This window comes from Parapedobacter lycopersici (assembly GCF_024643285.1).
Taxonomy (GTDB): Bacteria; Bacteroidota; Bacteroidia; order Sphingobacteriales; family Sphingobacteriaceae; genus Parapedobacter; species Parapedobacter lycopersici.
The window spans coordinates 281,242-301,053 of record NZ_JAMSLW010000005.1; the positions used below are offsets into that span (position 1 = coordinate 281,242).

Sequence of the window (19,812 nt, forward strand, 5' to 3'; positions counted from 1 at the left end):
TATAATATAATAAGATCATGGCGAAAAAAGGAAACAGGGTACAGGTTATTTTGGAATGTACCGAGCATAAAGAAAGCGGTCAGCCGGGAATGTCCCGTTACATTACGACCAAGAATAAGAAAAACACGACCGAACGGTTGGAGTTGAAGAAATTTAATCCGGTATTGCGCCGGGTGACGGTTCACAAAGAAATTAAGTAAACAGGTGCCCGTTTAAGCGGGCGTCGGCAAAACATAAACGGACATGGCAAAGAAAGCAGTAGCATCACTGAAAACCGGAAAGGGAAAAGACTACACCAAAGTAATCACAGCGGTACGGTCTCCGAAAACCGGTGCATATACCTTTAAGGAACTCATTGCGCACAACGACCACATTAAAGACGCTGTTGAGGCGGCTAAGGAAGCCGTTACGGAGTCTTCGGCACAGTAGTTTTGTGTTAAGGAAGTAAAGGTGGTTCGGGATAAGACCACCGATGGGCCGTTTCGGGGAGGACCGAAAGGGCCTTTTTGTTGTTATTAATTTATACGGCAACGAGCTATGGGATTATTTGATTTTTTTAAAAAGAAACAGGAGACCCCCGAGGCGCAGGAAGCGCTGGACAAAGGACTTGAAAAGACGAAAGCCGGGTTTTTATCCAAGATTACCAAAGCGGTAATCGGCAAGGCCACCGTGGATGAAGAGGTGCTTGACGAGCTGGAGGAAATACTGGTTACTTCCGATGTAGGGGTAACAACCACACTCAAGATCATTGAACGGATTGAGGCCCGCGTTGCCCGTGATAAATATGTGAACACCGCAGAACTCCATGTGCTGCTGCGCGAAGAAATACAGGCATTGCTTGCCGAGAATAACAGCTCGGATTTCCAGCAGTTTGAATACAGTAACCAAAAGCCATATGTAATCATGGTCGTTGGGGTCAACGGCGTGGGAAAGACCACGACCATTGGAAAGCTGGCCCATCAGCTCAGGGCTTCCGGAAACAAGGTAGTACTGGGCGCAGCCGACACGTTCCGTGCAGCCGCGGTTGACCAGATCAAACTTTGGGGCGAACGCGTGGGTGTGCGGGTGGTATCCCAGGCCATGGGCTCGGACCCCGCTTCGGTGGCTTTTGATACGGTAAAGTCCGCGGTTTCCAATGGCGACGATGTGGCGATCATTGATACAGCCGGCCGGCTGCACAATAAAGTGGCACTGATGAATGAACTGGGGAAAATCAAAAAGGTAATGGAGAAGGTCGTTCCGGGCGCGCCCCATGAGATCCTGCTGGTTCTTGACGCCTCTACCGGCCAGAATGCCATTGAACAATGCAAGCAGTTTACCCAGGCTACGGATGTGAACGCCTTGGCGCTTACGAAACTTGACGGCACGGCGAAAGGCGGCGTAGTCATCGGCATCTCCGACCAATTCAAAATTCCCGTCAAATACATCGGCGTGGGAGAAAAAATGGACGACCTTCAATTATTCAATAAAAAGGATTTTGTGGATTCACTGTTTAAGTGACCGATGATATGAAAACAAAGCAGGAAAAACAAGCGGCGGTGTCGCGGGAACCACGTGTCAATGTCGTTACCCTTGGCTGCTCTAAAAATATTCACGACAGCGAAGTGCTGATGGGCCAGCTGCGGGGGAACCAGCGGCAGGTCGTGCATGAGGCAGAACGGCTTCGGAAAGATGATATCGTGGTAATCAACACCTGTGGATTCATCGACAATGCCAAACAGGAGTCCATTGATACTATTTTACAATATAGCGCGCTCAAAGAGGCGGGCAAAGTGGGAAAGGTAATCGTTACCGGCTGCTTATCGGAGCGGTATAAACCTGAATTATCGGCAGAAATACCGCATGTCGACGCTTATTTCGGCACGAACGACCTGCAGAACCTGCTGGGAACAATCGGCGCGGACTACAAGCACGAACTTCTTGGCGAACGGCTATTGACAACCCCCTCCCATTTCGCTTATTTCAAAATCGCGGAAGGATGTAATCGCCCCTGTTCTTTCTGCGCGATTCCGCTGATGCGGGGCAAGCACGTGTCGAAATCCATGGACGATCTCGTAAAAGAGGCCCGGCTTTTGGCTAAAAATGGCGTAAAAGAGCTGATTCTTATCGCACAGGACCTCACGTATTATGGACTTGACATTTACGGCAAGCGGAACCTGGCTGATTTGCTGCGACGACTATCCGACGTGGAAGGCATTGAATGGATACGGCTGCAATACGCCTACCCATCGGGCTTTCCCATGGATATCCTGGATGTGATGAATGAACGGGATAATATCTGTAATTACCTGGATATGCCGTTGCAGCACATCAGTGATCCAATGCTCCGCTCCATGCGCCGGGGGATTACGAAACAAAAGACAATAGACCTGGTTCGTGCGATACGCGACCGAGTACCCGATATCGCCCTGCGTACAACCCTTATTTGCGGTTATCCCGGCGAAACCCAGGCGGATTTTGACGAACTGCTGCAGTGGGTGACGGAAACCCGGTTCGACAGGCTGGGATGTTTTACCTATTCGCATGAAGAAAACACCCATGCTTATGAATTGGCGGACGATGTGCCGGAGGAGGTGAAAGCCGACCGTGTCGCGCAGATCATGGATGTTCAGCAGGGTATTTCATACGCGATCAACCAACAGAAGGTGGGACAGGTTTACCCGGTGCTTATCGATAAGGTAGAAGGCGCATATTTTGTCGGCCGTACGGCGCAGGACTCGCCTGAAGTCGACAACGAAGTATTGATACCGACGGAAGATAACTATGCGGCAACGGGGCGTTTCGTAGATGTACGGATTGAGCGTGCCGAGGATTTTGATTTGTATGGATCAATTGTCAAATAATTGTTAACAATTCCTGCTTCGCCTGCCAAGCCTTATTTTTGTTTCACAGATGAAGGCAACCTACATTGACTACAAAGACACCAACAGTTTTTCGAAAACATTGTTGGCATATCTTGAAAATGACCCTCAATTAACCCCTTTTGCCGGGAATCGCCCGACACTGGAAGGGTTTGGCCGGCAAATACAGGCAAAAGCAGGGAAAACCAACCGGAAGGTGCTGGTAGAGGCCCTGAGGGAGCAATATGCCGCAGTAGACGCTCATCCGGACGTGACCGGGAACATTGATGCCCTGCTTGATGAACGTACATTTACCGTGACTACGGGCCATCAACTCAATATTTTTACCGGCCCGCTTTACTTTATTTTCAAAATAGCGACGGCTATCCGCCTTGCACAGGACCTGAAAGCGGAATTCCCCGACTACCGATTCGTGCCGGTTTATTGGATGGCAACAGAGGATCATGATTTTGCCGAGATCAACCATACTCAGCTTCATGGGAAGCGCATTACCTGGGAAACAGAGGCAGTGAGTGCAACAGGGCGGATGAGTACAGAAAGTATGGAAGCGACAGTGCGCGAGTACCAGCGGTTTTTGGGGCTTTCGGACAACTCTACCAAACTCGCGCAATTAATTGAAACGGCTTACCTTCGGCACAATAACCTGGCCGACGCTACCCGGCACCTGGTGAACGGGCTCTTTGGAGCACACGGACTGGTTATTATTGACGCGGATAAGCCGGCATTGAAGAAATTAATGGCACCGATTATCGAACAGGATGTGATTGGCGAGCACAGTCATCGTGCAATTGGGCAGACCTCTTCGGAATTAAAGCAGCTCGGATTCGCTGCCCAGGTACATGCACGCGAGATCAACTTTTTTTATTTAACGGATACCTATCGGGAGCGGATTGTCAAAAGCGCGGCCGATCACTATGAGGTGCTTCATCAACCACTTTCCTTCACAGGTGCTACATTGAAAACGGAAGTTGTGCAGCACCCTGAGCGGTTTAGCCCGAATGTAGTCATGCGCCCCCTTTACCAGGAATTGATTTTGCCTAATCTTGCTTACATTGGCGGGGGAGCTGAAATTGGCTACTGGCTGCAGCTGAAACGCTGTTTTGATCATTACGGTGTCGACTTTCCCATATTAGTACCCCGGAATTCCGCAATGATTACCGACGATAATATGGCGGTAAAGGTCCTGCGGCTCGATCTCACGTTTAAAAGTATCTTTAAGACCAACGAAGAGCTTAAAAAGGAGTATGTACGCCGCCACACCCGGCACCGCCTCGCGCTTAATGATGAGTGGATGGAACTGAGCAGCATCTTTAGCAAGCTTCAGTTAAGGGCACATAAGATAGATCCCAGCCTGGGGCCGAGCGTAAGCGCCGTAAAAGCGCGACTGAAGAAAGCGCTTAACCGGCTGGAAAAAAAACTGCTTAAAGCAGATAAGCGCAATCATCAGGATGCCCTGATCCAGATCGACCGGATTAAAGAGAAGCTTTTTCCGGGGGGAGCCCTGCAGGAACGTTCTGAAAACTTTGGGTTGCTGTACGTGAAATATGGCGACAAGCTAATCCATGAACTGATTCATTACTTCCGTCCGTTGGACTTTCAGTTTACGATTATTTATTGATTTCCCTGAGCGGGGCCTCATCATTGGCCGATCGTTGGCCATCATATCCATTGTTATGCGCCGGAGACAGCTGGATTACGATTCCAGCACCTCCTTTAATACCACGGCGTGGTTGATGTGTTCATCTTTGGCGGCATAAAGTAAGGTTACCCGCTTTTTTTGGGCGAGTTCCCGCAACCGGTCCAGTTCCGTCTTTTTTTCCAGGAGTTCTTCGTGGTATTGTGCCGAGAATGTGTCAAACCGTTCAGGCCGGTGATCGAACTGTTTCCGCAATGCGGTTGACGGGGCAATCTCCTTATCCCATTCATCCAGTTCGGCAGCCTCCTTTTTAATACCTCTTGGCCAAAGGCGGTCGATCAGTATCCGGTAGCCATCTGTTTTAGCCGGCTGTTCGTAAATACGCTTTAGCTGAAAATTAGCCATGGGGAGCTTCTTATAGGACAATAAGTATAAAGTTATCAAGAAAATCATCAATATCCAAAATACGCGAACACTCCGGCCGGCCGTTGCGCCGCTCCGGATCGCATAGGCAGGCAGGTTTACACAGAAGCCATTCGTAGATCGCCGGTATTTGAAAAAAGCCAAGGGTAGTGACGACCTTGTTTGTCATAGTATAAATGGATCAGATGATTAAACGTTTTGGATTGAGAAGTTTGTTTCGGGACAACAGCGGCGCTTTTCCGGCAGCTACCGCATCAATGGGGTTAAATACGGTTTTAGAAAATTTCAGTTTAACGGCGGCAACACCATGTTAGGTTATTTTTTGGGAAAGGTTATTCGCTACCGGTTAAGCGTATGTGTTCAAAACCTTTCCAGGGCTTTTCCCGGGTTTTCATATAAAGAGATTAATGACTGTACAGACGAATTTTACCAAAACCTCGCGAGGATAGGATGGGAAATGCTTTACCCATCAAAGACAACGCTCAAAGTAGGCCTGGCCACAACACATAAAATTGGGCAGTTGAGCCACCGTCGCCGTCCCACGATACTTTTACTGGGACATTTTGGTAACTGGGAGGTGCTCAACCAACTTCCGCGGTTTACCGATGTACCGGTAAGGGCCCTCTATAAACCCCTGAAGAACAATTTAGCGGATTACCTCGTCCGAAGCAGAAGAACCAGCTATGGTTTAACCCTTATCAGGTCCGGACAGGCACTCAGGGCACCATTAAAAGATAAAACCAACAACTCCATTATGCTATTCATCGCAGACCAGTTTCCCGGAAGCAACAATGGAATTTCAGTAAACTTTCTAAATCAGCAAACCCGGATGTTTTCCGGTGCAGAACAACTGGCCCGGCGATTAGATGCTTTCGTGGGATACATAGAGCTGGCTTCAAAGCCAAACCATACGTGGGAAATGAATGTGCAGACCATCTGTGAAAATGCTTCCAACACGACAGAAGGGTATATCACCAGGACATATACCAAAATGCTCGAGGAGAGCATCCATAAAGCCCCCGCATGGTGGCTATGGTCACACAGGAGATGGAAATGAAAGGCCTTATCCGGGAATCAAAAGGCATAGATCAGGCCAATTGTACCACCGCCGTGGAACGTATTCCTTGTCTGATCCGTTTTCCAAAATTTCCATATCACACCCTTGGCTCCCGGTTCGGGGTGTAAGGCATCTGCATAGGTGAGCGAGGGGGCGACATATGCCTGGAGGTGACGGCTCAAATGGATTGCGGGGATAATCCGCAATGAGCTTCGGTTAGTCGCTTTGTAATTAAAGTCTTTATCAAAATGCGTTCGTTGAACCAGTTCAGCAGCTAATGTAAATGATGGTTTCCGTACAAGACGCGCCCCGATACCAATTTCAAGGCCGTATTTGAAGGTGTCGTTATTCAGGTATGTTCCTGCCCCCAGTACACTGTACATCACCCGTCCGCCGCTTTTAAAATTCAACGCCGTAAATCCGCTCTCGTCAATTCCCAAAGCCAATTGGCGGGAACCATTTTTCACCCAGTTAAATATACCAATAGGATAGTCGCTGCTGTCGGCAATATTAACAATGGCTACCTGTACACCCTGCACCTTTGAAGCGATATTCAGCCCTCCGGCCAACTGGTTTCCGGCATCGCCCGTTGCCATATTCATCACCCCGGCCACCTGGATGCCTTTTACCTTTTTGGCCCGGTTGATCCCACCGGCCAATTGCAGTCCTAAAACAACCGTATCGGCACTGTTCCAGACGCCCGCTAATTGTACGCCTGTTAGTTTATTCAAACCAACATTACCGAACCCGGCCGCCTGAAACCCACTGGTATTACCCCCCACGACATTGGATAAACCGGCCAGCTGCACGCCATGCATGTTGTATTGATTTACATTGAACCCCCCGGCTAACTCCGCTCCGGTTACTCCCGCCGTATAACCGCCGATGATATTCAGGGAAAATTTGTTGAGTACCTGTGAGTTAAAAAGACCATGTGTACTCAACCCCGGGGTCATCGATACCTGAAAGGGGCTATACACAAAGAACCCGCCCAGGTTCAGGTTTTGAATCCGTTGCCGGGAGCTCGTAAAAAACCTACCAAACACCGAATTTGAGATGGTTTTATTGGAGTCGTTTGCGTGGTAATACCCGATTCGCTTTCCTTTGGAAGCCTGCAAAATTTCAACCGGCAATATGAGCACCAGCATTGTGTCCCGGTAATTTTCCTTGCTTAGTGCGATCGTAACGGTATTCGTCGGATGTTTGATGTCCAGCTCGAAATACCCATTGTTACCGGTCAGCGTAGCCCCCTGAAATGCCGTCCGGTCATACACACTTACCAAACCAACCGGCAGGTTTGTCCGTATGTCCTTAACATAGCCCGAAATCATTGTCCGGTTATTCTTTGTGGTATCGATATCTACCGTGCTTACATCCATCCGTTGCGGGGCATAGGTAATAATGATGTGGGAATTGGCTTCTTTAAAGCTATACTTTTCTCCGAGCAGTTTTTCCAGGTAATCGATTAACAGCCCCTGGTAAGGAGCCATGCTGACTTCTTTATCGAGGTCAAGTAAACTACTGTTATAAGAAAACAGGATTGACTGCTGCCTTAACACATCAAAGACCTCCCGGATTGCTACGTTTTCAAATTTTGGCAGCTCCACAGGGCCCGAAAGCCTATTTTGGGAATAAACGGAAGAACAGCTTAGGCATACGATCAGCGAGGTTGCTATGAAAAGCGTTATTTTCCGGGTAATGTGTGTCGTAATTTCGAGCGACCTGATAAACGTATAATAGATAGACATGTGCTTAATTAATGTAATAGACGTTATCTTTCTTAGTCAGTTTTAAGTCGAATGTTTTCAGGATAACATCCAGTATTTCCGCCAGCTGCTGCTGTTCAAATGTCGCCGTATATTTTAACAGTTTGGCCTTCGGGTTTTCAATCAGGAATTGTTTTCCATACGCCCTTCCCAGCACGTCAAAAACCCTCGGCAGCGGCGTGTTTTCAAAAATAAACTCCTGGTGAACGTAATATCGATAAAGCTGGTCCGGAACCGTGTCGATAAGGACCTGATGTGTGGAGGTGTCTGAAACAACAACCATTTGATTGGGTTTTAAGACAAGCTCCTGTCCATGATGGCTGACTTTTACGGAGCCGCTTGCCACGATAACCTCGGTCTCGTTCCCGTCGCGGCGGACATGGAAGCTTGTTCCCAATACCGTGATTTTACTTTTACCACTTTCGATTACGAAAGGATGCTGCTGATCCCTTTTCACATCAAAGAAAACGGCTCCTTTAAGCAATTGGACTTTTCGGTCTTTCCCAAGCCATTCTTTTTGGTAAACCATCGTAGCATGACTATTCAGGTAAACCATGCTCCCATCGGGCAGGCCCGTGTGTTGCACCTGCAAATCCGTTTTCAGCACTTTTTCGACACGGAATATCGACTGAACTCCCCAAACAGCCAGCGCCCCAAACAACAACAGCGATGCGGCAATACTGATCCAATTCCGCATGGTCCTTTTTTTCGGAGCATCAAGGGTTTTTACCTTATTGCGTTCATCACGCATCCGCACAAAATCCGACCAAAGGTTATCTATGTTTATTTCAGGAACCACTCCGGTTTCTTCTCCAATATCCCATACCTTCTTCATTTCTTCGAGCTCCTTTTTATTATCACGATGTTTGGCGACCCAGGCTTCCACCAGGCGCCGCTCCTGATGATCCGCTTCTCCCACAATATATTTTACGATCAATTCCTTTTTCATTAGCTAGTTAGTTATGAGTGAAATACCTCATGCAGGTCATGAACCTACCATAATGATTAATGTCAATACATTTAGATAATCCGCAAGATGAAGCCTTAGGTGTTTCAACGCTTTGGTCATGTGACCCTCCACGGTTTTCAATGACAGGGCCAGCTCATCGGCTATTTCCTGGTATTTCAATTCTTCAAAGCGACTCATTTCGAAAACCAATCGACTCTTTTCAGGTAATTGGGACAAGGCCACATGCAGCTGCTTTTTCAATTCGATATCGCTTTGCTGTGTGTCGGTATCCCGGCCCCGGGCATGCTGCTGGTACATTTCGTATTTCATTTTGAGCTGCCCGCGTCTGATGAGGTTTACACTCTCATTATACACCGCCCGGTACAGGTATGAGCGAATAGAAGTATGAACATCCTGTTCCCGGTCCTTTTCCCATAATTTCAAAAAAACCTGCTGAACGGTTTCCTCCGCTGTATCAGTATCTCCCAATAGTTTAAAGGCGTATCGATGCAACTCTTTAAAATAAGTCCTGTAGACCTCTTCAAATTTTTTCTCTTTACCTAACCGCATCGTCATATCATGCATGTTTCTTGTTTTGTGTCAGGCGCCCTTTCTGACTGCTCTAACTATAAAGACAACCAAAAGAGTCTTAACCCTCATTGATTTTTGCCTTTTTTATATCAACATCTTTCATCGAAAACAAAAATAGCAGAAGCGATTAACTGTTTTTTAAAAATGAACAGGGTATATGCCAAATACATTGTCATAGTCATACATAGCAATAGTAAAAACACATAATTTAACATCATTACATCATGAAAAAAATGAAAAAACAGGTGAAGTACGGGTTTATGGTTTTCGCATTAAGTCTCGGGCTGCAATTAACGGTAAATGCACAGGACATGGAGTTCGGTATCAAGGCCGGTGTGCTGTATAATATGCCAGGCTATGGCAATAACGCGGTTAGCAATACAGACTCGAAGTTTGGTGTGCAGGCTGGGGTATTTGCCCGTACGGCAGAAAAGCTTTACATGCAGGGTGAGTTAACATTCACGACATTTAAATCGGCATATACCTTGCAGCAGAAAAACTATGACCCCACATTCTATCAATTGAATGTACCTATTCAAGTAGGTTATAAAATAGTGGAGACCGATCAAATGAACCTAAGAGCATCGTTGGGGCCCCAGGTAAACTATAATTTAAAAAAGAACAACGCCACCAATAGCATCAATTTTAAAACATTTACTTACGATGGCGTTGTTAACATCGGGACAGACATTAATCGGTTTATGATCGATCTGCGGTATAATCACTCCCTGAGCAAAACAAGCAAGGAGCTTGACAGCCGAAATCGAATGATTGGCCTATCCGTTGGGTATAAGTTTTAAACCATCATAGCTTTATGTTTAAACCTCGGGCAACAACCCGGGGTTTAAACATGTGATGAGTTTTGAAACAGCAGTAATGCCAAGCCTTTTTCATTTTCCAGGCGGGAACTGATGCTAACGCTGCGGCACTACGCCATCACGGAAACCATCGATAATGCCGCTTCACCCAACATTTGATTGCCGGATACGCTTACTTTATCCTTCACCTGTTCCGGGCGTAAACTTTTTGAAAATAGTTTCCACGATGTGTCCGGATCGATAATAAGTTCCGTTGTCGGGGCATCTAAATTTGATTTGGTTAATACCCATTTTCCGGCCATCCGTGTCAGAACCCACGACCCGCCAATGGCTGATGTGACCGTTACTTTTACTGTTGTCCCGTTTTCTGCTTCAATTGCCCGATAAGTATGCGGAAGCGCAAGCATAAACACATCAATAAACGGATAATACAACTCATGGGTCATTAAGCCCTGTTTATTAACCGCGTCACGTATCTGTTGCTGATGTAGCCATTTTTCGGTGTATTCGCGGGCAATCTCCATCCAGTTCTTACTTTCCGTTTCTCCTGCCCAGTTTACGGCCAGTAAGGATCCATCGGTTGGATTTAGCGTTTTGAAGTAATCACAAAACACGGGTCCGGTCATTTCATGAAGAAAAATGAGCATTTGCGGACTTGTGCGCTTCATGGCTTTCACCCAATCCGCGTTAAGCCTGTTCAGGAAGTCAACCAATTCCGGATAAGAATTGCCCGGTGGCTGTTCACCAAAGTAATTATCGCGAAGTATGGAAAGGGTACGGATATTTCCATCAAGCAGGTGGGCAACAACGTCCTTAACTGTCCACAGTTTTGCAATGGTCTGCTTTTGCCAGTCGTCCAGAGAAAGGGACTTCAACAGTTCGATTAATTTCCCGTCAAGAACCGGCAATAAGTCAACCACGTCAATCGGTATATTTGCTTTTGTCGACATAATATAATTGTTAACGGTCCAATTGGCCGTCTGTAACTATCTTATTCTTTCTTATTTCGTGCAATTCTAAACCCAGGGTCGTCAATTTAAATTTTAAAGGATGGCTTCTTCTTCGAGTTGTTGCCATAACACTTCATTCTTCATCAGACCCGCCACCACCTCTGAAAATTCGGTATGAACCATAGACCGCTTCGTCATAAATGTCCGAACACCATTCCCATACATTACCAAGCATATCATAAAGCCCCCGATATTTTTATTGCTTCTGATTGAGAAGTCAGATTAGAACACAAACCTGAATCGAGATTTAAACTCCAAGGAGTTATTTCACGCAAAAGACTCAGCTGGGTCTCCCTATTAAACTCCATTTATGAAATCAAAAACTGAACGGATAAACTCCTTGTTCTTTTCATAATAAAGTATGTGCCCGCCGTTAATTTTCCGGACATTTCCGTTCATAAAATGAAACAATGAATAATGATTTTCTCCAATGGCATGATCCTGCTCACCGGTGATTATCAAAACCGGTAACTTGACACGTGTGGTCATCGGCGTATAATCTTGCCAGTATTCATCTATCGAAAAAACATGCTTGGCAAAATCATAATCACTGGGATTCTGGCCGTCAATTTCGTCAACCCGGTCAACATTCGTTTTACTATCTGAAAGCATTTTATAGCCGAAACCCTTTTGAGATAGTGCTTTCTTCGCTTCAAGAAATGTTGATATTAATGAAGCAGGTGTGCTGTCAGGCACAGCAAAATCCGTTTTCAAAAGACTATTTATATAATTAATCTGACCTGTTATGGAATTGCGCATGTTGAGCGTTGAATTCGCCAGGATCAATCCCTCAACCTGGTCAGGATGACTTAGCGCATAATTTAAAGCCAGAATACCTCCAAAAGAGTGAGCCATCAAATACACTTTTGTAGCACCATAGTGCTTGCGAATTAAATCAATATCCTTAACCATTCTTTCCAGCGAATAATCACCGCTTGCCGATTTCTGTGAGCGACCACATCCTCTTTGATCATAATATACCATCGACAGATTCGTTTCCAAATTACCCCCCTTTAACCCTTCAAAAGATTTACTCCAGGCTCCCGGGCCTCCGTGAATAAAAATACAGATTGGCCCCGTGCCAGTTTTTTTAACGAATAATTTTGTGCCATCGTCGGTCGTCAGATAATCATTCATCTTTGATTGGCCTTGAACATTCATTCCAATGCAGATGAGTAATAAAACAATTGAAGACTGTATACTGTTCATGAAACGTGTTTTTTAGTGATCTCCAAACTTACATAACAAGTCCCTTAATTGAACCTTCTTGATTCAAATAAGACAGGGAAGCCGGAGGATTATGCTCAAATTAAAATAATGGTTATGAAAACCGTGGTAACTTTTAAGTGTGCTATGCGTAAATTTGGACGATGGGTAGAGTCAGTTAATGGAGTGATGACATAAGGAAAGGTTCAGGAGTTCGTGAGAAAAAGAAGCATTATGGGAGGAAACAAAACCGCTAATTGAGGCGACACCCCAAACGAGAAAAAGTTGGTGTCCAGCGGTATCGCTTTAAACCAACTTTTCCTGTCTAGTAGCCCGTAGGGGAATCGAACCCCTGTTTCAAGAATGAAAATCTTGCGTCCTAACCCCTAGACGAACGGGCCATTAATAACTCTTGGCGTGCAAATATAGAAGTATTTCACTTACTTACCAAGGTGTGTTTACTCAAAAAAGAATAATTTACAATAAATCNATTAATAACTCTTGGCGTGCAAATATAGAAGTATTTCACTTACTTACCAAGGTGTGTTTACTCAAAAAAGAATAATTTACAATAAATCGAAACCAATGTCCCGACGGAAGTATTTTCCTTCAAAGTAAATCCGGCCCGCATCAGCAGTCGATTGCTGCAGCGCATCAAAAATGGAGTCGCCCAGCGCGGTAACCGCCAGAACGCGCCCCCCGGCACTTTTTACCACACCATTTTCTTCCTGGGTCCCGGCGTGAAAGACGATGGATTCCTTTACGTTTTCGATATTACTGATGGCCTTGCCCGATTCGTAATCGCCCGGGTACCCGCCGGAAACCAGCACCACAGAGGCAGCGGTTTTGGGGGAAAGGGTAAATGAACGCTCGGTCAGGTTCCCTTCCGCCACGCCACGTAATAAATCCACCAGATCGCTTTCAATACGCGGCAATACGCTTTGGGTTTCCGGGTCACCCATGCGTACATTATATTCAATGACATAGGGTTCGCCCCCCCTATTCATCAGTCCGATAAAAATAAAACCCTTGTACGGGATTCCATCCTTCTTGAGTCCTTCAATCGTAGGGATTACGATACGTGTCTCAACTTTGTCCATGAATTCCTCGTCGGCAAAAGGAACCGGCGAAACCGACCCCATGCCGCCAGTGTTCAGTCCCGTATCCCCTTCCCCAATGCGCTTATAGTCTTTAGCCGAAGGCAGCAGCTTATATCCTTCGCCATCGGTGAGTACAAATACCGATAATTCGATACCCGTCAGAAACTCTTCAATAACCACTGTACTGCTGGCCTGGCCAAACTTGGCATCGAGCAGCATGGCCTGTAACTCAGCCTTCGCTTCGTCCAATGTTGTGCAGATCAGCACGCCCTTTCCCGCAGCGAGTCCATCCGCTTTAAGTACGATGGGCAGTTTCTGCGTCTCCAGGTAAGCCAACCCTGCTGTCAGGGTATCTTTGTCGAACGACCGGGAATTGGCGGTTGGGACACCGTGCCGCTGCATAAATTGTTTGGCAAAATCCTTGCTGCCTTCCAGCTGTGCTCCTGCTTTTTGCGGCCCGATCACAGGGATATGCTTTAACTCAGGATGGTTCAGGAAGAAGTCGTGTATACCATTGACAAGCGGTTCTTCAGGTCCCACCAACACCAACTGAATGTCTTTTGTCAGTACCAGGTTGGCAAGGCCATCAAAATCGGTGGCTTTGATCGGCACATTATGGCCGTATTGCCCTGTACCCGCATTGCCCGGTGCGATGTAAAGTTCCGACACCTGCTTACTTTGGGCTATTTTCCAGGCAAAGGCGCTTTCCCGTCCGCCTGAACCAATAATTAGGATATTCATGCTGCAAAGATATTTTTTTTAGTTAAACGGAGCACCGGGATCCGAAAAAAGAGTCGATGAACCCGGGCTTTCTGCTTCTTAAATTCAAGTTATTCCCTATATTTACCCTACATAGCACAAACGAAAGTCATAGGGTCTGTGTTTTTCTTATTTTGAGTTTTATACCGTAGCTGAATGGGTATTTGCCCGCTTTGGCATGGGGATCGGCATAAACGACTACCCCAGGTTACCCATTTATTTTACTGTTAATAACGTATGGATTTTATTAAAGTAACTATCGACGATCACGTTGCGCACCTTGTTCTGGATCGCGGTAAGTCAAATGCCATCAACCAGCAGATGCTTGATGAGCTGCACCAGTCGATCGTTGAAGTACAGAACAACCCCGCGGTAGAGGGGATGATTCTTCATGGAAAGCCGGGTTTTTTCAGTGCAGGCCTGGATCTCATTGCGCTGTATGAATATAACGAGAAGGAGGTGCAGCACTTTTGGTACGCTTTTATGGCCCTTATCCGCATGTTCACCGCATTCCAAAAACCTGCGGTAGCGGCGATTAATGGGCATAGTCCGGCCGGCGGGTGCGTACTGGCACTTTGTTGCGATTACCGTGTAATGGCGGGAGGCGAATACATCATCGGTCTCAATGAAGTGCCCGTAGGTATTGTTGTGCCCGACAGCATTTTTCAGCTGTACAGTTTTTGGCTGGGCCAGGCAACCGCCTACCGTTACCTGCTGGAGGGAAAATTGCTAAAACCGGCCGACGCGTATCAATGCGGACTGGTGGATGAGGTGGTAGACGAAAAAAGCATCCGGACGGCCGCCGAGCGACAGCTAAAAAAATACATGCAGTACGAGCGGCACACCTGGCGGCAGAGCAAAATTAATATGCGTAAAGCACTGATCGCCCACTTGGACACCAGCCAGGAACAGTCAATAGCCGCTGTATTGAAACAGTGGTGGTCGCCCGCTACCCGTGCCATACTTAAGACCATTATTGATAACCTGAAAAATAGCGGGTCGAAGTGATGACTATTGCCAGGGATGAAATAGCAAGTTATGGATAAACAGAGCAACAAAACCGTACCGGGCGCGCTTCGTGAGGGCGCACTTCAGGACAAAACCATTGTGGTAACCGGTGGAGGGACAGGACTGGGAAGGGCCATGTCTACCTATTTTCTTCAATTGGGCGCCCGGGTGGTGATCGCAAGCCGCAAAATAGCCGTACTGGAGACTGCCGCAGCGGAAATGGCTGCAGAAACAGGTGGCCAAGTATTGCCGATTGCATGCGATGTGCGCGACATTACGCAGGTCGAGCACCTCTTATCCCGCTCACTGCAAACGTTTGGGCGGGTAGACGCCCTGGTTAACAATGCCGCCGGCAACTTCATTGCCCCAACCGAGCGCCTTTCGGCGAATGCATTTTCCACGGTGATCGATATTGTACTGAAGGGCACAGCCAATTGTACACTGGCGTTTGGAAAACACTGGATTGCCGAACGGCAGCCAGCCAGTATCCTCAACATGATCACCACCTATGCATTCACCGGCTCGGGGTATGTAACACCTTCCGCAGCGGCCAAGGGCGGGGTACTGGCGCTTACCCGCTCGCTGGCAGCCGAATGGGGGAAATATGGAATCCGCAGCAACGCCATTGCCCCCGGCCCGTTTCCGACCAAAGGGGCCTGGGAGCGCTTGCTGCCGGGCGACCTGGCACAGCAATTTGATTTCAAGGATTATGTCCCGCTGAAACGGGTGGGCGACCATCAGGAACTGGCCAACCTGGCAGCATTTTTACTTTCTGATTTTGCCGGATACATCAATGGGGAAACCATTACCATTGATGGCGGCGAGTGGCTGCAGGGCGCGGGGCAATTTAACCGGCTGGCGGCTATCCCCGATACCTTATGGGACGCACTGGAGCAACAGACCCGATCAGCCAAAGGAAGCTGAATACGGCAGGCGCCAATTAAGCGTTGCAATACTCGATTAATAGTTTATTTTTGATCCCACAATAAAGAAAAATAAGTTCAAATGCAATTAGACCCCAATGTCCGGGAACGCGCTGCCCGTTGGCTGCAGGCACCCTATGATGAAGAAACTATTCAGGCTGTACAGCAATTAGTTGACAGCAAGGACGCAGTAGGACTTACCGATGCGTTTTATAAAGACCTTGAATTTGGAACCGGTGGACTGCGCGGCATTATGGGCGTTGGTACAAACCGGATGAACAAATACACCATCGGAAGGGCCACCCAGGGCTTAAGTAATTACCTGCTGGACACCTATCCGGGCGAACTAATCCAGGTGGCCGTCTCTTACGACAGCCGGAATAACTCCCGCGAATTCGCACAGTTGGTGGCGGATGTGTTTTCCGCCAATGGTATGCGCGTCTTCTTGTTTAATGAATTACGGCCGACACCCCTCCTATCTTTTGCCGTCAGGCACCTGAAGTGCCAGGCGGGTGTCATGCTTACGGCATCCCATAACCCCAAAGAATACAATGGCTACAAAGCCTACTGGAATGACGGAGGACAGCTCGTTCCACCCCACGATAAGCAGGTGATCAGTGCGGTTTATGCCATTACCGATCCCAGTCAGATCCGGTTTGGCCCCAAGCCTGAAAACATCACGCTGCTCGATGAGGCCGTGGATGAAGTTTACCTCCGGGCAATTGCAGGGCTGACCCTGCGTCCGGCAGCCGTTGCCCGGCAGCACGACCTGAAAATCGTGTTCTCGCCTATACATGGCACGGGTATTACTTTGGTGCCGAAGGCACTGCAGCAATGGGGTTTTTCCAATGCACAAACGGTAGCGGCCCAGGCACAGCCCGACGGGAATTTTCCGACCGTTGTTTACCCTAATCCCGAGGAGGAAGAAGCGATGTCGCTCGCACTAAAAGAAGGAGAGCGTATCCAGGCGGACGTGATCTTCGCAACCGATCCGGATGCCGACCGAGTGGGGGTTGCCGCAAAGGATGGCGATGGGACGTATAGCCTGCTAAACGGCAACCAGATCGGCAGCCTGCTGGTGGATTACGTACTTTCCGCCAAAAAAGAGCGCGGCGATTTACGCCCGACAGATTATATTGTTAAAACCATTGTCACCACAAACCTGATCGCGGAGATTGCCAATGCCTATCAGGTAACGTATTACGACACGCTGACCGGCTTTAAGTATATTGGCGAATTAATGACCAAAAAAGGCCAACAGGGGCGCTTCCTTGTCGGGGGTGAAGAAAGCTATGGATACCTCGTCGGGGACTTGGTGCGCGATAAAGATGCGGTGGTCTCCGCGGTATTCATTGCTGAGATGGCCGCATACTACAAAGGTCTGGGAAAAACGCTTCATGATGCACTGATCGACCTTTACCTCCAACACGGCTGCTATAAGGAAAAACTCATTTCACTTACCAAAACAGGAAAGGCCGGCGCTGATGAGATCAATGCAATGATGGCAGGGCTGCGCGCCAATCCGCCAGCAGAGCTCGGAGGTGTGGAAGTAGCCCAGGTTAAGGACTATCTGCATAGCGAAACCCATCATTTGAAGACCGGTGAAAAGACCGTTATCAACCTGCCAAAATCAGATGTTCTGCAGTTCATTACGGTAGATGGTGACGTGATATCGGCGCGGCCATCCGGAACCGAACCCAAGATCAAATTTTATTGCAGCGTAAAACAGCCGCTGCCCAGCAGGGAGGCGTTTGATGAAATCAATCGACAGCTGGACGAAAAACTAACCCGTATCATGAGCGCAATAGCCTGACAATGCATTGGAAAACGTTATCCTCCGAATACCTGGTGCGGGCACCCTGGGCGGTGCTCCGTAAAGACCGTTGCCAAATGCCCAACGGGCATATCGTGCCGGAATACTACGTATTGGAATACCCCAACTGGGTTAACATGGTGGCGCTGACCGCTGATAACCAGTTTATCCTGATAAAGCAGTACCGACACGGTGTGCAGCAGGAAGTGCTTGAAATACCGGGCGGTGTAATTGATCCGGGAGAAGATGCACCGAATGCGGCCGTCAGGGAAATGCTGGAAGAAACCGGCTATCGGTTTGCGCACATCGAACCGCTGTCCGATTTATTCCCGAATCCGGCGACCAGCACCAACAAAACTACTTCCTACCTGCTCACCGGCGGGGTGAAAGTACAGGAACAGGCACTTGACGATCAGGAAGAGATTGACGTGGTATTGGCCTCTCCCGAAGAAGTAAAGCAGCTGCTGCAGGAAAACCGGTTCGGGCAGGCACTGCATACTGCTGCGTTATTTTATGGACTGTTGCGACTGGGGCTGATGCGGTGATTACGGCTTGATCCGTTGTCTTACCGGGGCGTCGGTCTTTAGGTCGCGCCCGCTGAGCTCAAAGTAGGCGATATCGGGATCAAGGGCACTGCCCCCATTGATTCGTACGAAAATACGATCAAGGATAGCATCCCGGCCATTAATTTCGGCCAGTACCACATATTTTTTATGTTCTTCCCGGTAGGTGAGCCACAGCGGAAGCGACTTATATGCAGCCAAATGCAGTTTGAAGTCGCCGTTTTCCAGTTGTTTATGGCTGATGCCGTAGGCCATGGTCCGCTGGATAAAGTTCAGTTTTTTCTGTTCGCCACCTTCGGCATACCGTATCCAGTATACATTTACCGGGGCTGAGGCGTCCACGGTACCGTTTATCGCGTTAAGCTGATACACCACCGTATTTTCATCCGGATCCCGTTGCAGGTAAAAGAGCTGTTTCGGCTCATCGGGCACCGGCAGCGATTCCACCACCACCTGCCTTTCGAACTGATTTTCCTGGGCAGAAACCCCCAGGGCAGAAAAAAGAAGAACGGAACCGATATGTCCCCCGATGCAAATGTACCTGAAATGATCACTGAAGTCCGTCGGAAAATTACATGGCATAACTTGCATAAGTACACTCCTTTTCTTCAAAGATAGCAAATAATCTGCCGGTTTTACGACCAGCTTACCGGTCGGTGGCGAAGCCGGTATCCGCTTAATTAAGTCGCCTCAAAAGCGGCGCTTCTACCGCTTTGAACACCTGCAGCGGCTTCAGGTTACGCCAATTAAAATCATTAAGATCACCATCGAAATTGATAAAATAGTCGATGTTATTTGCCTTAAACTCATCAATAACGTGCTGTCGGAAGTTAATTCCGGCAATCCAGCCATCCTCAATCTCCTGAAACCATTCCTCATAATAGCAGTCGTCTGACGCGTGGAAATTGAGCACATTCTCTCCAATAATGATAAACTTGGTGATTCCGGCGTCTACCATGATATCAATGACTTCGCGCTTGAGCAGCATTATATCGTTGTAAATGGCATCGTTCCACTCGCCAATAAATTCGATGATGGCGTAGTTACGGCTATAATCGGCAAACAGGACTTTCAGGTACAGGGTGTTCGACCCAAAGCTATCCCACTGGGGATGGAGCAGGAAGTTATATATCTGCTTGTCGAACTCGAATTCGCTGTATTCCGTACCATAAAAGGGGGACAACTCGTCTTCGGCCGCGACATAATCGTCTCTCCAGCGGTAGTATGGTTCAATTTCGTGCATGCGTGTTGCCTTTTTACAAAAATGGCGAAAAAATGTCGCTTTATAAATCGTGGTTGCGTTTGATTATATAATAATCTCTGTAATTT

The 19,812-nt window shown here is 47.7% G+C and carries 21 protein-coding genes and 1 tRNA gene; 11 read left to right on the forward strand and 11 right to left on the reverse strand.

Annotated features, from left to right (window positions below):
- Nucleotides 1-17 precede the first annotated feature (17 nt).
- The 5 genes from rpmG to bshC all read left to right on the forward strand — a co-directional run bounded on the left by rpmG (nucleotide 18) and on the right by bshC (nucleotide 4,479).
- On the forward strand, nucleotides 18-200 hold the full coding sequence (gene rpmG, locus NEV57_RS12310; RefSeq protein ID WP_257658623.1) for a 50S ribosomal protein L33: 183 nt from the start codon (nucleotides 18-20) through the stop codon (nucleotides 198-200).
- Between the two features lie 43 nt (nucleotides 201-243).
- Nucleotides 244-429 (forward strand): DUF4295 domain-containing protein, encoded by a 186-nt coding sequence (locus NEV57_RS12315; protein ID WP_257658624.1) that lies wholly within the window; start codon nucleotides 244-246, stop codon nucleotides 427-429.
- Between the two features lie 108 nt (nucleotides 430-537).
- Nucleotides 538-1,500, forward strand: a complete 963-nt coding sequence (ftsY, locus tag NEV57_RS12320; protein WP_257658625.1) for a signal recognition particle-docking protein FtsY — start codon at nucleotides 538-540, stop codon at nucleotides 1,498-1,500.
- An 8-nt stretch (nucleotides 1,501-1,508) separates the two neighbouring features.
- Nucleotides 1,509-2,843 (forward strand): 30S ribosomal protein S12 methylthiotransferase RimO, encoded by a 1,335-nt coding sequence (rimO, locus tag NEV57_RS12325; RefSeq protein WP_257658626.1) that lies wholly within the window; start codon nucleotides 1,509-1,511, stop codon nucleotides 2,841-2,843.
- 49 nt (nucleotides 2,844-2,892) lie between these two features.
- Nucleotides 2,893-4,479, forward strand: coding sequence for a bacillithiol biosynthesis cysteine-adding enzyme BshC (gene bshC, locus NEV57_RS12330; RefSeq protein WP_257658627.1), 1,587 nt, complete (start codon nucleotides 2,893-2,895; stop codon nucleotides 4,477-4,479).
- A 75-nt stretch (nucleotides 4,480-4,554) separates the two neighbouring features.
- On the opposite strand, the gene NEV57_RS12335 is transcribed toward bshC, so the two are convergent.
- The gene (locus tag NEV57_RS12335) at nucleotides 4,555-4,923 is read right to left on the reverse strand and encodes a DUF488 domain-containing protein (RefSeq protein ID WP_257658628.1); all 369 of its coding nucleotides are present in this window, start codon (nucleotides 4,921-4,923) and stop codon (nucleotides 4,555-4,557) included.
- Nucleotides 4,924-5,227: 304 nt separating this feature from the next.
- On the opposite strand from NEV57_RS12335, the gene NEV57_RS12340 reads away from it, so the two are divergent.
- Nucleotides 5,228-5,977 carry a lysophospholipid acyltransferase family protein gene (locus NEV57_RS12340; protein ID WP_257658629.1) on the forward strand — a complete coding sequence of 250 codons (750 nt, stop codon included), beginning with the start codon at nucleotides 5,228-5,230 and terminating at the stop codon, nucleotides 5,975-5,977.
- A gap of 17 nt (nucleotides 5,978-5,994) precedes the next feature.
- Here the strand turns inward: NEV57_RS12340 and NEV57_RS12345 are convergent, their stop codons facing one another.
- Genes NEV57_RS12345 through NEV57_RS12355 form a run of 3 tightly spaced genes read right to left on the reverse strand, consistent with a single transcriptional unit; the run spans nucleotide 5,995 to nucleotide 9,268 of the window.
- Nucleotides 5,995-7,725 carry a hypothetical protein gene (locus tag NEV57_RS12345; RefSeq protein ID WP_257658630.1) on the reverse strand — a complete coding sequence of 577 codons (1,731 nt, stop codon included), beginning with the start codon at nucleotides 7,723-7,725 and terminating at the stop codon, nucleotides 5,995-5,997.
- Nucleotides 7,726-7,729: 4 nt separating this feature from the next.
- Complete coding sequence (locus NEV57_RS12350; RefSeq protein ID WP_257658631.1) at nucleotides 7,730-8,692, reverse strand: FecR domain-containing protein; 963 nt, start codon at nucleotides 8,690-8,692, stop codon at nucleotides 7,730-7,732.
- Between the two features lie 36 nt (nucleotides 8,693-8,728).
- Entirely contained in the window at nucleotides 8,729-9,268 is a 540-nt protein-coding gene (locus NEV57_RS12355; RefSeq protein WP_257658632.1) for an RNA polymerase sigma-70 factor, read from the reverse strand.
- A 239-nt stretch (nucleotides 9,269-9,507) separates the two neighbouring features.
- On the opposite strand from NEV57_RS12355, the gene NEV57_RS12360 reads away from it, so the two are divergent.
- Nucleotides 9,508-10,083 carry an outer membrane beta-barrel protein gene (locus NEV57_RS12360; protein ID WP_257658633.1) on the forward strand — a complete coding sequence of 192 codons (576 nt, stop codon included), beginning with the start codon at nucleotides 9,508-9,510 and terminating at the stop codon, nucleotides 10,081-10,083.
- 128 nt (nucleotides 10,084-10,211) lie between these two features.
- On the opposite strand, the gene NEV57_RS12365 is transcribed toward NEV57_RS12360, so the two are convergent.
- The 5 genes from NEV57_RS12365 to purD form a co-directional block, all read right to left on the reverse strand.
- Nucleotides 10,212-11,051, reverse strand: coding sequence for a maleylpyruvate isomerase N-terminal domain-containing protein (locus tag NEV57_RS12365; RefSeq protein ID WP_257658634.1), 840 nt, complete (start codon nucleotides 11,049-11,051; stop codon nucleotides 10,212-10,214).
- Nucleotides 11,052-11,184: 133 nt separating this feature from the next.
- Complete coding sequence (locus tag NEV57_RS15805; RefSeq protein ID WP_372340076.1) at nucleotides 11,185-11,286, reverse strand: SUMF1/EgtB/PvdO family nonheme iron enzyme; 102 nt, start codon at nucleotides 11,284-11,286, stop codon at nucleotides 11,185-11,187.
- Nucleotides 11,287-11,408: 122 nt separating this feature from the next.
- Nucleotides 11,409-12,320, reverse strand: a complete 912-nt coding sequence (locus tag NEV57_RS12370; protein WP_257658635.1) for an alpha/beta fold hydrolase — start codon at nucleotides 12,318-12,320, stop codon at nucleotides 11,409-11,411.
- A 326-nt stretch (nucleotides 12,321-12,646) separates the two neighbouring features.
- Nucleotides 12,647-12,718, reverse strand: a tRNA-Glu gene (locus NEV57_RS12375).
- 165 nt (nucleotides 12,719-12,883) lie between these two features.
- The gene (gene purD / locus NEV57_RS12380; RefSeq protein ID WP_257658636.1) at nucleotides 12,884-14,158 is read right to left on the reverse strand and encodes a phosphoribosylamine--glycine ligase; all 1,275 of its coding nucleotides are present in this window, start codon (nucleotides 14,156-14,158) and stop codon (nucleotides 12,884-12,886) included.
- Nucleotides 14,159-14,413: 255 nt separating this feature from the next.
- On the opposite strand from purD, the gene NEV57_RS12385 reads away from it, so the two are divergent.
- From NEV57_RS12385 to NEV57_RS12400, 4 genes are all read left to right on the forward strand, one after another.
- Nucleotides 14,414-15,184 carry an enoyl-CoA hydratase/isomerase family protein gene (locus tag NEV57_RS12385; protein WP_257658637.1) on the forward strand — a complete coding sequence of 257 codons (771 nt, stop codon included), beginning with the start codon at nucleotides 14,414-14,416 and terminating at the stop codon, nucleotides 15,182-15,184.
- A 30-nt stretch (nucleotides 15,185-15,214) separates the two neighbouring features.
- Entirely contained in the window at nucleotides 15,215-16,108 is an 894-nt protein-coding gene (locus NEV57_RS12390) for an SDR family oxidoreductase (protein ID WP_257658638.1), read from the forward strand.
- Nucleotides 16,109-16,189: 81 nt separating this feature from the next.
- Nucleotides 16,190-17,920: a phospho-sugar mutase gene (locus NEV57_RS12395; RefSeq protein WP_257658639.1), complete on the forward strand. Its 1,731-nt coding sequence runs from the start codon at nucleotides 16,190-16,192 to the stop codon at nucleotides 17,918-17,920.
- 2 nt (nucleotides 17,921-17,922) lie between these two features.
- Entirely contained in the window at nucleotides 17,923-18,465 is a 543-nt protein-coding gene (locus tag NEV57_RS12400; RefSeq protein WP_257658640.1) for an NUDIX hydrolase, read from the forward strand.
- Here the strand turns inward: NEV57_RS12400 and NEV57_RS12405 are convergent, their stop codons facing one another.
- Nucleotides 18,466-19,074 carry a DUF4833 domain-containing protein gene (locus NEV57_RS12405; protein WP_257658641.1) on the reverse strand — a complete coding sequence of 203 codons (609 nt, stop codon included), beginning with the start codon at nucleotides 19,072-19,074 and terminating at the stop codon, nucleotides 18,466-18,468.
- Between the two features lie 85 nt (nucleotides 19,075-19,159).
- Complete coding sequence (locus NEV57_RS12410) at nucleotides 19,160-19,726, reverse strand: hypothetical protein (RefSeq protein WP_257658642.1); 567 nt, start codon at nucleotides 19,724-19,726, stop codon at nucleotides 19,160-19,162.
- Nucleotides 19,727-19,812: the final 86 nt, after the last annotated feature.